This window comes from Dorea sp. D27 (assembly GCF_001185345.1).
Classification (GTDB): domain Bacteria; phylum Bacillota; class Clostridia; order Lachnospirales; family Lachnospiraceae; genus Extibacter.
The window spans coordinates 47,863-61,985 of the sequence record NZ_KQ236747.1; the positions used below are offsets into that span (position 1 = coordinate 47,863).

The following is a 14,123-nucleotide window of genomic DNA, read 5'->3' on the forward strand; positions in this document are numbered from 1 at the left end:
TGCGCTTTGCCCGGACAGGGTGAGCATTTATACAGGTGAGAATTGGCTATTGTACAGGCGGGCGTAGAACCCGCCTTTTTTCAATAGTTCATCGTGGCTTCCCTGTTCAATGATATGCCCTTTTTCCATCACAAGAATCATATCAGCGTTTTTTATCGTAGACAGGCGGTGGGCAACGACAAAGCTCGTGCGGCCTTTCATCATTTTCTCGAAAGCTTTCTGAATACGGATTTCTGTCATGGTATCGATAGATGAGGTCGCCTCGTCCAGTATGAGCATTGGGGGCAGGCAGAGCATGACCCGGGCGATGCACAGCAGCTGCTTTTGCCCTTGGGAAAGGTTGCTTCCCCCTTCTGCGATAACCGTATCATAGGCCTCGGGCATCCGCATGATAAAGCTGTGCGCGTGGGCCTCTTTGGCGGCCCGGACAATCTCTTCTTCTGAGGCGTCCGGTCTTCCGTAGGCGATATTGTCCCGGATAGAAGCCGCTTTCAGCCATGTTTCCTGCAGGACCATGCCATAAGCCGCCCGCAGGGAATGGGTCGTTATATTACAGATATTTTCTCCGTCTATGTTGATGGCGCCGGCATCGGCCTCATAAAAGCGCATGAGCAGATTGATGAGCGTCGTCTTCCCGCATCCGGTGGGCCCGACGATGGCAATCCGGTGGCCGGGGCGTGCGTCCAGATTCAAATGCTCAATCAACGGAGTGTCACGCACGTAAGAAAAACTGACATCCTGCAGGGTGACCTGCCCCTTTGGATCTGCAAGCTCTACTGCACTGGCGTTGTCTTCCGGGATGGAAGGCTGGTCGATTAGCTCAAATACACGGGCCGCAGATGCCAGTGAGTTCTGAAATTCTGTTATGACGCCTGTGATATCGTTGAAGGGCTTCGTGTACTGGTTCGTGTAGCTCAGGAAGCTGGAGAGCTGGCCGACCGTCAGCATTCCACCGATAACTGCAAAGCATCCGGCAATCGCCACCCCGGCATATATGGCGGAGTACATGAACCTGGTGGCAGGGTTGGTGATAGAGGAGAAGAATGTTGCGCGCAGAGAATACCCTGACAGCCTTTCATTGATTTCCTCGAATGTTTCCTGTGCCTCCGCCTGATGGCCGAATGCCTGCACGACTTTGATGCCGCCAAGCATTTCGTTCGTGTAGCCTGTCAGCTCTCCCCTCGCCTCGGACTGCATCTTAAACATGGTGAATGTACGCTTGGATATGAAGTTTGCAACGAGAAAAGACAGCGGGCTTAAAACGACCACTACGAGCGTGATGTAGGGATTGATGCTCAGCATAAAGATTATCGTGCCAAGTATGGTGATGACACCGGTAAACAACTGCGTAAACCCAAGCAGCAGACCGTCGGAGAACTGGTCAATGTCCGTGATGACGCGGCTGATCAGATCTCCGGAAGGATGACTGTCCACGTAGGAGAGGGGCAGTACCTGGAGGTGGCTGAAGGCGCGGACGCGGAGGTCCTTTACGATCCGATAGGTAATCTTGTTGTTGATATGGTTCATGAACCACTGGCATACCGCCGTGACAGCGATGCATATGAGTATCGTTATGATGATGGACACAAGTCCGCGGAAGTTTACATTTTCTTTTCCTATTATCTTGTCCACACCATGACCGGTCAGGATTGGGATGTACAGTGTCAGTACTACGGTGGCGACTGACAGCAGCAGGGAAAGGACGACAAGCGCGCGGTATGGCCTTATGCACGCAAGGATGCGCCTCAGCACTGCATGTCTGTCCGTTTTATTATCCTGTCTGTTCTTATGCTTCTGCATGATGAGCCACCTCCTGCCTGGATGTCTGTGATTCATATATTTCCTTATAAACAGCACATGACGTGAGCAATGCCTCGTGTGTTCCGGTTCCGGCAATGCGTCCATCATCGAGGACGATGATCTTGTCTGCGTTCTGGATGGCAGATACGCGCTGGGATACGAGGAAGACGGTCATCTGCCTCGTGTCCTGCCGGATGGCTTTCCGGAGCTTCGCGTCTGTGGCGAAGTCGAGCGCGGATGCGCTGTCATCCAGAATGAGGATTTCCGGCCTGCGCACGAGTGCCCGGGCGATGGTCAGCCGCTGCTTCTGGCCCCCGGACAGATTTCCGCCATCCTGCTCTATCATAAGCTCCAGGCCTTTCTTCCTGGCGTCCACGAACTCTCTGGCCTGTGCGGTGTCGAGCGCCTGGTAGATATCCTGTTCTGTGGCATCTGGCTCGCCCCATTGTATATTTTCCCGGAGTGTCCCTTTGAAAAGCTGTGCTTTTTGGGGCACAAGGCCGATGCGGCTCCGGATGGAATATGGTTCTAATGTCTTTACGTCCTGTCCGTTGATGAACACCTTGCCTTTGGTTACATCGTAAAAACGGGGAATGAGGCTAATAAGGCTTGTTTTTCCGGAGCCAGTGCCGCCGATGATACCTATCGTCTGTCCCGGCATAGCCGTAAAGTTCAGACCGCTCAGCGTCTCTTTGCCGGTACCTGCGTAGCTGAAGGAGACATCTTTGAACTGGACCGCAGGAGTGCCCTCCGTTCCTGCCTGCAGTGGCCTGCCTGTAGTATCAATGGAAGAGTGCATATCGAAGATCTGGTTCACACGGTTCAGGCTGGCCATAGATTTGGACAGAAGGATGATAAGGTTAGCGAGCTTGATAAGCTCTGCCAGAATCTGTGACATATAATTGATCAGGGCAATCACCTGTCCCTGGGTGAGCCCGCCAATGTAGACTTGCCTGCCGCCTGTCCAGAGGATAGCGATGATGCCTAGATTGATGATTACATATGTGAGCGGATTCAGCAGGGCAGATATCTTCCCTACATGAATCTGTTTTTGAAAAAGATTACCACTCTCCTTACGGAAGTGTTCCATCTCGCTGTCCTGATGGTTAAAGGCCCTCACGACCCTGATACCGAGAAGATTCTCCCGCGTGCTCAGCAGCACCTTGTCTACCTGCTTCTGTACCTTCCGGTAGAGGGGCATGCTGACAAGCAGTATCGCAAAGACGACGACAAGCAGAAGCGGTATTGCTGCCGCAAAGGGGAGCGCTGCTTTAACGTCCACGGTAAAAGCCATGATCATGGCGCCGAACACGACGAAAGGTGAGCGCAGGAACAGGCGCAGGAACATATTTATCCCATTCTGGACCTGGTTGATGTCATTGGTCATACGGTTGATCAATGTAGAAGTGCCGATGGTGTCGATTTCCTTATACGATAACGTGTTGATGTGGGCGAACAAGTCATTGCGCATAGCCATGCCCGCCGACACCGCAGATTTGGCCGCAAAAAACTGTGCGGTGACAGAAAAGCCAAAACCGACAATGCCAAGCAGGATGAGAATCCCCCCCATCTGCCAGAGATAGCCAGACCTCTGCCGACCAATTCCAATATCAATCATCCTGGCCACTACCAGAGGAACAAAAAGCTCGAAGCTGGCTTCCAGCATTTTAAAAAGCGGCGCAAGAACCGTCACCACAGGATGCTTCTTCAGATAATTCAGTAATCTTCTCATAATGCTAGTCTCTCCTTTACAAAGATAAGTATAAGCGGTGGAGGGGGAAAAAGCAATTTGGAACGTAACATTTTTCAAAAGAATCACGTCCCAAATTGAACTTTGTGGTGTACCCAATTGCATTATACATATTGACAAGTAGATGCTAAGGTGCTATATTCTATTCAAGCAATTGAAAGGGAGTAGCTGAACGCCTGGGTCAGGCGGGTTTGAAATCGTCAGCCGATACCGGAAGGTATCCGTATCAAATGAGATAGCGAGACTTTTATTGTGGCAGATGTCAAGGATGTCAATGTCATGATAGAGGTCTTTTTTAGTTCACACAATATTTAGTACCTGTCGTGGACATTGTATCCGAATAGAAGGAGGTGAAAGATATGGGATGTCTTGGAAATGTGTTATGGTTTGTGTTTGGAGGAGTATTCAGCGGCCTGAGCTGGTGTCTTGCAGGTCTGCTCTGGTGTATCACTATCGTAGGTATACCGGTAGGAATGCAGTGCTTCAAATTCGCATCGCTGAGTTTCTTTCCATTTGGCAAGGAAGTCAGATACGGTGGAGGAGCAGGCTCTCTATTGCTTAACATAATCTGGCTCATCGTCTCGGGGGTTCCCCTGGCACTTGAGCACGCGGCATTTGGCGTACTGCTCTGTATCACTGTCATCGGCATACCGTTCGGCATGCAGCATTTTAAGCTGGCACAGCTGGCACTTATGCCGTTTGGCGCAGAAGTATCGTAACGAAGGTTATTTGGAATCAAGCAATTAAGAAGACGCACATAGCAGACGGATGTCTGCAGAAATCAAAAGGAGAAATAGATGGAATTTATTATCGAAAATCTGACAAAAAGCTTTGGGGCAAAGAAGGTGCTAAAGGATATCTCATTTTCGTTTGACAGCGGCAAGATATATGGACTCCTCGGCAGGAATGGGGCAGGAAAGACGACGCTGTTCAACTGCGTCAACAAGGATATCAAGTCAGACAGCGGGAGCTTTTTCCTGGATGACGGGAAGAAAGAGGAGATAAAGCCGGAGGATATCGGTTACGTCCTGTCTACGCCGACCGTGCCGGCTTTCCTTACAGGCCGTGAGTTTATCAAATTCTTCATTGAAATAAACGAAAAGTCGATTAACGACTTAAGGCCGATAGACGAATATTTTGATATGATGAACATAGAACGAGAAGACCGGGACCGGCTGCTGAAGGACTATTCCCACGGAATGAAGAATAAGATGCAGATGCTGGTAAATATCATCGCGAGACCGCCGGTACTGCTGCTCGATGAGCCGCTGACTTCCCTTGATGTAGTGGTCGCTGAAGAGATGAAAGAACTGCTCCGGGGGCTCAAGTCTGACCGTATCATCATCTTTTCCACGCATATCATGGAACTTGCGCTGGATTTGTGCGATGAGATAGTCATATTGAATCATGGAGAACTGGAAGTTGTGGATAAGTACAATCTGGACAACAGCGAATTCAAGGACAAAATAATCCGAGCGCTTAAGGAGGAAGAAGATGATGATGAAAGCATTCCGCATATCGTATGATTTGAAAAATACATACCGGGTAAACGGGATCATATATTCTATCCAGCAGGTGCCTGTCATAAAAAGACTTTTCACGGATGATTTGTATGCCAGCAGGGGACTGAAAATATTTGCCAATATCCTATCGGCTGCCTGGGAAATCGTTTCTGCTTTTCTTGGAAAATATTTATATCTGTTACTGCTCGTGGCATTGCCCGCCGGCTTTTATAAAGGAGCAGATGTGGGAGGCGCGGCTATGCATATCCTGCTGTTCCTGACGGTCATAGGCACATTTATGAACACGTATATGTTCAATCCTACGAATGACAAGTATTATGCAATGATTCTTATGCGCATGGACGCCAGGGAATACACCCTGTCCAATTACCTGTATTCGTCACTGAAGGTGGCTGCAGGATTCCTGCCGTTTACGATTTATTTTGGCAGGGCATGGGGGCTGAATACTGGTCTGTGCATGCTGCTTCCTTTCTTTATCACGGGGGCTAAGATGACTGCCGCATGGCTGCTTCTGCTCCGATATGAAAAAAAGGGCGTATGCATGAACGAGAACCTTCCGCCCAAATTTGCCTGGCCCCTGACCGGAATCCTGCTCGTAACAGCCTACGGGTTTCCCTATGCCGGAATCATGGTACCAATGGGGGCATTTACGGCCATGGCTGCCCTGGGGGCAGTGTCCGGACTGTATTGCCTCTACAAGATGATGGGATTTGGAAAATACCGGGAGATGTACCAGCTTATCCTGGCGGATAAGAGAAATGCAGTAGAAATGAGCGATATTGTCAAGAAAACGACGGAAGAGCAGAGCCGGAAGATGATTAGCCAGGATACGGCGATTACAAGCAGGAAGAAAGGCTTTGAATACTTTAATGAGCTGTTCATCCGCAGGCATAAAAAGGCGCTGTGGCGGCCGGCCCGTCGGACAGCCTGTATCGCGGCAGTCTTCATCGCCGTGCTGCTGGCCGCCATGCAGATGGATGCGGATGTAAAAGAGGCGGTAAACAGGCTTCTGCTCATCTTTCTGCCATATTTCGTATTTATCATGTATGCAATCAACAGAGGAACATCGTTTACTCAGATATTATTTATGAACTGTGACCACAGCATGCTCACTTTTGCCTTTTATAAAAAGCCGGAGTTCATCCTCAAGCTTTTCCGCATCAGGCTCAGGGAAATCATCAAAGTCAACCTGCTCCCCGCGGCCGTCATCGGGACGGGACTGGCATTGATGCTCTATGTTTCAGGCGGCACGGATAACCCGCTGAACTACGTCATATTGTTCATTTCCATATTGGTGCTCAGCATATTCTTTTCCGTTCATTATCTTACATGCTATTATCTGCTGCAGCCGTATAATGTCAATACGGAGATGAAAAGCGCCACGTACAAGATTATAATGTCCGGTACGTACATCGTATGCTTTTTGTTCATGAAGCTACGTATGGATACATTTGTATTCGGCATAGTTGCGACGGCATTCTGCGTACTTTACAGCTCCATAGCCTCACTGCTCGTATACCGCTTTGCATCCAGGACATTCCGGCTTAGAAATTAGTTGCTTTTTTATGTCACAACAAGGCGGAATTGGAGTCTAATATAACAGGAGGTAAGATGATATGGACGATAAACTACAAAATGAAATGGAACAGCTGGTCGGCCGGGCTGTGGCAGGCGACAAAAATGCAGTGGAGAAGATACTTACAGAGATACAGGACCTTGTATTCAACTTTTCGCTGCGGATGCTCGGTACGATTGCAGATGCAGAGGACGCCACCCAGGAGATACTGATCAAAGTGATGACGCACCTGTCATCCTTCCGTGGGGAGAGCAGATTCACTACGTGGGTCTTCCGGATCGCGTCAAACTATCTGAAGGATTATAAGAAACATATGTTTTCAAAATATCCTCTCAGCTTTGAGTTCTACGGAGAAGATATCGAAGGAGGAAAAGAAAAAGATATCCCTGACCTGACTCAGGGGGTAGAGCAGGCAATCCTTGAAGAGGAACTGAAGATGTCCTGCACGAATGTGATGCTCCAGTGCCTCGACAAAGAGAGCAGGTGTGTCTTTATACTTGGGACGATGTTCAAAGTAGACAGCAGGATCGCAGGGGACATGCTCGGTATCTCCCCTGAGGCATACCGCAAGCGCCTGTCCCGCGTAAGGTCTAAGATGGCAGAATTCATGGGCAGGTACTGCGGGCTGGAAGGAGGCATGTGCAGCTGCGGCAGGCGGGTGAATTATGCCATTGCGAGCCACAGGCTTCGGCCGGATAACCTGGAATACTCAGCGATGGGGCAGGGAAACGATAAGGTGATGAATGGATTTAAAAATGCGATGGAACGTGTGGACGACCTGTCCTTTGTCTTTTCAGACATGCCATTCTATCATGGAGGCAGAGAAGTAAAGACGTGGCTGCAGGGATTCTTTGATTCAGAAGAATACCGTACGATTACAGAGGCATAAGGAGGGGGATGTATGGAGCTGCAGATCATATTGGAATATCTTAGAGGATTGAAAGAGAATAATAACCGGGAGTGGTATCATGAACATAAGACGGAATACGATGCGGCATATGCAGAATTTCTGAAGCTGGTCGAGACGCTTATGATAGAGCTTGGAAAAGAGGAACCGGGCCTGCTCCGGCATGAACCTAAAAAGCTAACGTACAAGCTTGTCAGGGACACCCGCTTCAGCAAGGACAAGTCGCCGTATAATCCTGCGTTTCGCGTACATCTGTCAGAAGGCGGAAAGCAGCCGGTGCCGGTGGGTTATTTTCTTATGATTACGCCGGGAGCCTCCTTTCTGGGGGGCGGTCTGTTCGCAGACATATTCAAAGAAGAGACAGCGATGATGCGCAGCTATATAGCGGCGCACGGCGACGAGTGGGAAGAGATAGTCGAAAACGGCACGTTCAGGAGCTTTTTTAAAAGTGAAAGGGACTGCCTTGAAAAATGTACCGGCAGGTTATGACAGAGAGCATCCCCAGGCTGCTTACCTGAAACATAAAAGCTGGTATGTAGAATATCCTCTGGCGGACGGACTGCTGGCAGATGCCGGGAGGTTTATCGATAACATACTGGAAATCTGTAACGTCATCAGACCATTAAATGACTTTATGAACAAGGCCATGGCAGATTCCCGGTTCATGGATCAGCCGTAGCAGCCGGGCGGGCGTGAAGCTTTACATGCTTTTTACAAGACCTTTCCAGTATCATGGTATCGGTTCTGCGGCTTGTACGTTACACTTATCGAGTGATAAATAATCCGGGAAAGAAGAGGGCATCATATGTCAAAGATGCATGTGCCCGATCCACCATGCTAAGGGCACGGTAATAAGACGATTAAGGATGAAAGGCATACATGAAAGAAGATAAAAAGGGAATATCATTCAAAGAGATAAGAGATAATGAAGAGATTAAGCTGTTGATTGAGAATGGAAATTCTGTTCTGAAAGCACTTGGATTTACAGAACATTCCAGGAGACATGCCGCTAAAGTTGCACATTGTGCGGGAAAGATACTGAAAGAGCTGGGATATAAGAAGCACGCCATTGATCTTGCCAAGGCGGCCGGGTATATGCATGACATAGGAAACAGCGTAAACCGGCATGACCATGCCCATACAGGTGCAGTGCTTGCATACGGCATACTGAAGGATATGGGGATGCCGCTGAAAGATGTGCTCACTGTGACCACGGCAATCGGGAACCATGACGAAGCCACGGGAACTGCGGTGGATATCGTCTCTGCGGCGCTCATACTTGCCGATAAGACAGACGTCCGCCGCAACCGGGTGCAGAATCAGGTAACGGCCAATTTTGATATCCATGACAGGGTAAATTATGCAGCTTTGTCATCGGTGCTCGATGTGGACAAAGAGAAAAAGAATATCCGCATGACGCTTGAGCTGGATGATGCTATGTGCTCGGTGATGGACTATTTTGAGATATTCATGGAACGGATGATCATGTGCCGAAGGGCAGCAGAAGTGTTCGGCTGCCAGTTCAAGCTGATAGCAAATGGAAATAAACTATGCTGACATGGACTTCTTAGTAATGTTTTATTGTAATCCGCTTGTCACCCAGGGATGAATCATTTACAATGATTACAGAAAAGAGGTGTGACATGAAGAATCAGTTTGGAAAATCACTTCGTTCCCAGATGGAAAAAGCAGGGATAAAGGAAAGCGAGCTGGCAGATGCACTCAGCTATGACGCCACGTATATCAGCAAATGGATCAACGGAAGCAAACTTCCATCCGAGCGGAATGCTGAGCGGATCATCGGCCAGATGGCGGACTGCTTCGCCGCCCATTCGAGATTGCCGGAAGAGGCGGAGAGGGAAGTACAGAGGCAGCAAAGCCTGGCAGAGCTGAAAATGGCCTATGCCGGTGACAGGAGCTATCTTATATTTCAGAATTATAATAACAACGAGATGTCCTTTGCCGACAGCCGCCAGACTCTGATTCAGCTGACAAGGGCCGCCTTCGTGCAGGCACTGGACTTGTATGACGGGCGTATCCGAATTGCTGCAACGTTTGACCTCTTCCGCCTGTACGGCAAGGAATTCAGAAGCCTGATGAAGGGGCTGAACGATGCCGGGGTGAAGAAGGTTGAGCTGAGTCTGGCGCTGGAGCCGGAAGAGCTGGTGTCAGATTATAATTATTATGCAGCCGGTATTACAGATACGATAGGAAGCTTTGATTATATCGAGATGTCTATTGTGAGCAGGAAGCCGGAGCAGCCGTCTATCCTGGTCATCAATGACCTGCTCTGCCTGCAGGTACTGTGGAGTCTGGGGGGAGAGATATCTGCTGTCTTTTCCATGGAGCATAAGATAATAAGCCGGTTTGCCGCTGCCTGCCAGCAGATTACGGAGACAGGGGAAAAATTGCTGGATCCGGCTGAGCCGGAAAGCCTGAGGCGTACGAATGTCCAGCTCGATTCCTATTCTGACCGGCGCCAGTGGCAGTTTTTTAACGAACCTCCTGCCATGCTCTTTCCAGAAGAAATCATGGATATATTTATTGGAAATGCGCAAGACGAGAGCTACGCACGCTATCTCGTCAAGCTGAAAAATGTATTCGCAAAGCGTACATGCAAAGCAAGGATAGATCTCGTGCTGTATTCTTCTATGCTGAATGAATATCTGACAAACGGCAACATAAGCGTCGGAAATGTAAGCCATCATCTGACGCCGGAGCAGACGCGCCTCCACCTCACGCATTTGAGCAAAGTCATGTCGGAGAATCCGGATGTCAGGCTCTATGTGATACGCGACACGGTCGTCCTAAGCGAGGAGCTGAGAAGGGCGCCGTCCATCTTTTTAGATACATATTCCCTGAATATTGAAAATTCTAAAAAGAAGCCAAACGATAATTACCACATATCTATGGATCCGCGGATGCGTGGAGCGTTCGAGCAGTTTTTTGAAAGAATGCTCCGGAAGCCGTTCTGCAACAGGCTTACGGCGGAAGATGTGCTCCGTTATCTGTAAAACGATAGGACAGGCGGACTTGAATTACTTGAATTCAAGTCCGTTTTTCTGTTTGTCAATTTATTCACATCTGTTCAAGTGTAAACAGGCAGGGGGGATTTTATAATGGAGACATAGCAGCAATGCAATACGATATCTCATTAGAAAAGGGGGAACAGATATGGAAGAAAACAAGGTGAGGATTGGACAGGTGATTGCCATAGGCGGGGCGTTCATGGGATTTGTCATCGGCTCCAGCTTTGCATCGGGACAGGAATGCATGCAGTATTTTACGGGGTTTGGCGTGGCAGGAAGTGTTGGCGCCGGAGCAATCGCACTCGTTCTATATGCGTGGTTCGTGAGCACGATCGTAGAAGACGGCAGGTATCTTAAGCTGAACAATTCAGGCAAGATGTTTAATTTCTATCTTGGCAAGTATCTGGGATTTGTACTGGAATGGTTCACACCGATCATGCTGTTTTTCGTATACTCCATGATGATTTCGGGCGCCGGATCTACGTTTGAAGAATACTATGGTGTGAATGGCAATATCGGGCGTGCCATCATGATTATCGCTTCGCTTGGAACGGTCTTGCTCGGACTTGAAAAATTAGTGAAGATCGTAGGCTACATAGCGCCGGTTCTTCTCGTCGTCACGATGTTCATCGGTGTCTTATCCATTATAAACAACCCGGATGGCATTGCACAGGCGGACCAGAACCTGAAGACCGTGCAGGTGAATACCAATTTTAATAACTGGGCATTATCCGGTCTTATGTATGGTGCGTACACGGTCACAGGAGTCGTGCCTTATCTGGCGGATATAGGGAAATCTACGGCGACGAACAAGAAGAATTCCATTCTGGGCGGCCTGTTTGGCGGTGGCGCCTTCCTTATCGCCGTTATGATTCTCAACTTCGGCCTGCTGGCAAATATTACGGATGTCTACAACCTGGAGATTCCTTCTCTTTTTGTGGCGGCATCCATAAGCCCGGTATTCGGCCATATCTTTTCGGTCCTTCTGCTCCTTGGCATATATACGACGGCTGTGCCGATGCTGTATACGGTCTGTAATAAAATCTCATCAGACGGAAAAAGCAAAGCATACCGCGTTGCGGCTATCGTGACAGCCATCGTCAGCATTTTCGGCGGGCAGCTTTCGTTCTCTACGATGATCAGCATCATCTATCCGATTTCCGGATATGCAGGTGTCGTTATCTTTGCAGGAATGATTTACACAAAATATATTAAAAAGAAGAAGTATGAAGACTTTGACGAAGAGGATGTTCTTATCAAGAAGATGTAAAGGAGGAATATTATGAAAAAAGTATTGGTAACAGGAGGAACACAGGGTGTCGGGCTTGAGACGGTAAAATTATTGCTGGAACAGGGATATGAGGTACATATCACCTACCGGCGTTCTGCCGGAAAGGCGGAGGAGCTTATGCAGCAGAATCCGGGGCGTGTATTCGCCTATAAGCTGGATCAGGGCAGGCTGGAAGAGATTGAGAAGGCCGGTTTTCTGACCGAACATGAGTGGTACGGCGTGATATTCAACGCTGCACTTGGCTCAGGAACGGTGAAAGACTACGCTGAGCAGGGGGATCCGCTAAGGGCGGCAAATGATGTGGCGATGATGACCGTGAATGCCCTCGGCCCTCTGTGGATATACAAGAAGATCCAGCCGGTAATAGAAGCCAAAACGGAAAAGACAAAGCTCATATTTATCTCTTCTGTAGGGGGCGGGATTGCATGTTTTCCAAAATTCACTTTGAGCGACGGAATGAGCAAATGTGCGGTGGCATATCTCGCAAGACAGCTGGCAGCGGAAAATACCCACACTCCGATCGACGTATTCTGCATCAGCCCGGGTGCCATTGAGACACCGATGTTCTATTCGAGCACTTTAAAAGGCATGACGCCTGAGGAGCGGGCGGCCTTTGATGCGGCACAGGCGAAGAAAAGGCTGATTCAGCCTTCGGAGATTGCGTTCTGGCTCGGGGAACTTCTGCGGGACGAATCTACCCTGATGCATGGAGCCAATATTGATGCTACGATGGGGCTTGGCGTCCGTCCGGGGATACAGACGGAAGCGGGTCTTGAACATAATTAAACAGGAGGTGTAACATATGCTTGAATTTCTATCCGAGCGGGGAAAAAAATGGGTGCGGACATTGCCGCCGCTTGTAAAAGCTCATTTTGACAATTTCTATAATATGTATGACAGAGAGACAAATCCGAACGGTCTCATTAATATGGGTACCGCCGAAAGTCATCTTGTAAACGGGGAAGTCTGTGACCTGTTGAGGAAGGCTGCGGAACGTATGGATCTGACGGGATATAATATCCACTATAATAAGTTTGAAGGCAGCGATGAATTCCGTACGGCCATCGCACAACACTGGCAGAAAATCATTTTCAAAGACGAAAGTACAGTGGTGCTGGGCAAAGAAAATGTCGCCACTTGTGCGGGATGCACCGTTGCGCTTGAGACGCTTGCGACGCTTCTTGCAGAGCCCGGGGATGTATTTCTGATTCCGGCCCCTTATTATTCCAGCTTTGTGGATGACATACATGAGCGGGCAGGTGTGATTCCTGTCGGGGTGCCATGTGATGAAGCCCTGGACAGGGAAGTCTTTGAAGAAGCTTATGCAAAAGTGGTGAAGGAAGGGAAAAGGGTGAGGGCCGTGCTCTTTTCGTCTCCCAACAATCCGATTGGTACAGTATATAAAGAAGGGGCGGTACGCGGACTGCTTGACTTCGCCATGGAGCATGATCTGGACGTGATATCAGACGAGATCTATGCACAGACGGTGTTTGATCCGGAAGCAGAATTTGTCAGCACGATGAAGCTTGTACCGGCTTCCTATCGGCACCGGGTGCATGTCACGAGCAGTTTTGCAAAAGACTTTGTCTTGTCCGGGTTTAGAACGGGCTTGTGCATATCGTTTAACCCTTGTATCATACAGGGCTTTGCGTCCATAATATATTACTCCTCGGTATCTTCACACACCCAGTCGCTGCTGACCGCTTTGCTGAAATCACCTGAACTGCCGGGTATCATGGAGCTTTCAAGGCAGCGCCTTGCAGCGGCATATCATATCATAGCCGGCGGGCTGGAAGCGATAGGCGTACCGACTATGAAAGCGCAGGCAGGCATATTCGTGATGGGGGACTTTTCAGCTTATATGGAAAAGCAGGAATTTGAAGCGGAGCATATACTTTGGGAGAAGATATATCATGAACTTATGATCAATGTATCCCCGGGACAGCTGTTCGGGTGCGGCCGGCCCGGATGGTTCCGCGCATGTTATGCTTTTGACCGGGACACGGTTGAAGAGGCATGCCGCAGGCTTGCAACATTAAGATAGCAATGGACAGTAACCGGCCGGCCACGGGCTTATGGATATGGATTTTGCATGTGCAAAGGACAGATTCCGCGCCCTGGCCGGTTTGGATAGCACGAAACATATCTATTCTTCTGAATGATATTGCGGCATGTAGACACTTCTATTGTCATATGACGCGTCTGAATAATCCAATCAACTCACAAAACACGTATTTTTTTACTATT

13 protein-coding genes are annotated in these 14,123 nt (G+C 49.0%); 11 read left to right on the plus strand and 2 right to left on the minus strand.

Annotated features, from left to right (window positions below):
- Positions 1 to 27: 27 nt before the first annotated feature.
- Together HMPREF0980_RS16020 and HMPREF0980_RS16025 are read right to left on the minus strand one after the other, a co-directional pair.
- Positions 28 to 1,800 (minus strand): ABC transporter ATP-binding protein, encoded by a 1,773-nt coding sequence (locus HMPREF0980_RS16020; RefSeq protein ID WP_049730079.1) that lies wholly within the window; start codon positions 1,798 to 1,800, stop codon positions 28 to 30.
- Positions 1,787 to 3,532, minus strand: a complete 1,746-nt coding sequence (locus tag HMPREF0980_RS16025) for an ABC transporter ATP-binding protein (protein ID WP_049730080.1) — start codon at positions 3,530 to 3,532, stop codon at positions 1,787 to 1,789. The genes HMPREF0980_RS16020 and HMPREF0980_RS16025 overlap by 14 nt, the downstream gene beginning before the upstream one ends.
- A 377-nt stretch (positions 3,533 to 3,909) precedes the next feature.
- Between HMPREF0980_RS16025 and HMPREF0980_RS16030 the strand changes: the two genes are divergently transcribed.
- From HMPREF0980_RS16030 to HMPREF0980_RS16075, 11 genes are all read left to right on the plus strand, one after another.
- A complete protein-coding gene (locus HMPREF0980_RS16030) occupies positions 3,910 to 4,269 on the plus strand; it encodes a YccF domain-containing protein (RefSeq protein ID WP_049730081.1) in 360 nt (119 codons plus the stop codon).
- 78 nt (positions 4,270 to 4,347) lie between these two features.
- Positions 4,348 to 5,076 carry an ABC transporter ATP-binding protein gene (locus tag HMPREF0980_RS16035; protein WP_049730082.1) on the plus strand — a complete coding sequence of 243 codons (729 nt, stop codon included), beginning with the start codon at positions 4,348 to 4,350 and terminating at the stop codon, positions 5,074 to 5,076.
- A complete protein-coding gene (locus HMPREF0980_RS16040) occupies positions 5,045 to 6,628 on the plus strand; it encodes a hypothetical protein (RefSeq protein ID WP_242847431.1) in 1,584 nt (527 codons plus the stop codon). The genes HMPREF0980_RS16035 and HMPREF0980_RS16040 overlap by 32 nt, the downstream gene beginning before the upstream one ends.
- Before the next feature lie 61 nt (positions 6,629 to 6,689).
- Complete coding sequence (locus HMPREF0980_RS16045; RefSeq protein ID WP_049730083.1) at positions 6,690 to 7,538, plus strand: RNA polymerase sigma factor; 849 nt, start codon at positions 6,690 to 6,692, stop codon at positions 7,536 to 7,538.
- 12 nt (positions 7,539 to 7,550) lie between these two features.
- Entirely contained in the window at positions 7,551 to 8,045 is a 495-nt protein-coding gene (locus tag HMPREF0980_RS16050) for a DUF2461 domain-containing protein (protein WP_330375938.1), read from the plus strand.
- Entirely contained in the window at positions 8,020 to 8,235 is a 216-nt protein-coding gene (locus HMPREF0980_RS19830) for a DUF2461 family protein (protein ID WP_330375939.1), read from the plus strand. The genes HMPREF0980_RS16050 and HMPREF0980_RS19830 overlap by 26 nt, the downstream gene beginning before the upstream one ends.
- Before the next feature lie 200 nt (positions 8,236 to 8,435).
- Positions 8,436 to 9,113, plus strand: a complete 678-nt coding sequence (locus tag HMPREF0980_RS16055) for an HD domain-containing protein (protein ID WP_049730084.1) — start codon at positions 8,436 to 8,438, stop codon at positions 9,111 to 9,113.
- 86 nt (positions 9,114 to 9,199) lie between these two features.
- Entirely contained in the window at positions 9,200 to 10,570 is a 1,371-nt protein-coding gene (locus tag HMPREF0980_RS16060) for a helix-turn-helix domain-containing protein (RefSeq protein WP_049730085.1), read from the plus strand.
- A gap of 160 nt (positions 10,571 to 10,730) precedes the next feature.
- Positions 10,731 to 11,855: a YkvI family membrane protein gene (locus tag HMPREF0980_RS16065; RefSeq protein WP_049730086.1), complete on the plus strand. Its 1,125-nt coding sequence runs from the start codon at positions 10,731 to 10,733 to the stop codon at positions 11,853 to 11,855.
- A 12-nt stretch (positions 11,856 to 11,867) separates the two neighbouring features.
- Entirely contained in the window at positions 11,868 to 12,662 is a 795-nt protein-coding gene (locus tag HMPREF0980_RS16070) for an SDR family oxidoreductase (RefSeq protein WP_049730087.1), read from the plus strand.
- A gap of 16 nt (positions 12,663 to 12,678) precedes the next feature.
- On the plus strand, positions 12,679 to 13,920 hold the full coding sequence (locus HMPREF0980_RS16075; protein ID WP_049730088.1) for an aminotransferase class I/II-fold pyridoxal phosphate-dependent enzyme: 1,242 nt from the start codon (positions 12,679 to 12,681) through the stop codon (positions 13,918 to 13,920).
- The last annotated feature ends 203 nt before the right edge of the window (positions 13,921 to 14,123 follow it).

Bases quoted from the DNA above. Each gene is read 5' to 3' on its own strand.
- HMPREF0980_RS16020 (WP_049730079.1), bottom strand. From the start codon at position 1,800: ATGCAGAAGCATAAGAACAGACAGGATAATAAAACGGACAGACATGCA.
- HMPREF0980_RS16025 (WP_049730080.1), bottom strand. From the start codon at position 3,532: ATGAGAAGATTACTGAATTATCTGAAGAAGCATCCTGTGGTGACGGTT.
- HMPREF0980_RS16030 (WP_049730081.1), top strand. From the start codon at position 3,910: ATGGGATGTCTTGGAAATGTGTTATGGTTTGTGTTTGGAGGAGTATTC.
- HMPREF0980_RS16035 (WP_049730082.1), top strand. From the start codon at position 4,348: ATGGAATTTATTATCGAAAATCTGACAAAAAGCTTTGGGGCAAAGAAG.
- HMPREF0980_RS16040 (WP_242847431.1), top strand. From the start codon at position 5,045: ATGATGATGAAAGCATTCCGCATATCGTATGATTTGAAAAATACATAC.
- HMPREF0980_RS16045 (WP_049730083.1), top strand. From the start codon at position 6,690: ATGGACGATAAACTACAAAATGAAATGGAACAGCTGGTCGGCCGGGCT.
- HMPREF0980_RS16050 (WP_330375938.1), top strand. From the start codon at position 7,551: ATGGAGCTGCAGATCATATTGGAATATCTTAGAGGATTGAAAGAGAAT.
- HMPREF0980_RS16055 (WP_049730084.1), top strand. From the start codon at position 8,436: ATGAAAGAAGATAAAAAGGGAATATCATTCAAAGAGATAAGAGATAAT.
- HMPREF0980_RS16060 (WP_049730085.1), top strand. From the start codon at position 9,200: ATGAAGAATCAGTTTGGAAAATCACTTCGTTCCCAGATGGAAAAAGCA.
- HMPREF0980_RS16065 (WP_049730086.1), top strand. From the start codon at position 10,731: ATGGAAGAAAACAAGGTGAGGATTGGACAGGTGATTGCCATAGGCGGG.
- HMPREF0980_RS16070 (WP_049730087.1), top strand. From the start codon at position 11,868: ATGAAAAAAGTATTGGTAACAGGAGGAACACAGGGTGTCGGGCTTGAG.
- HMPREF0980_RS16075 (WP_049730088.1), top strand. From the start codon at position 12,679: ATGCTTGAATTTCTATCCGAGCGGGGAAAAAAATGGGTGCGGACATTG.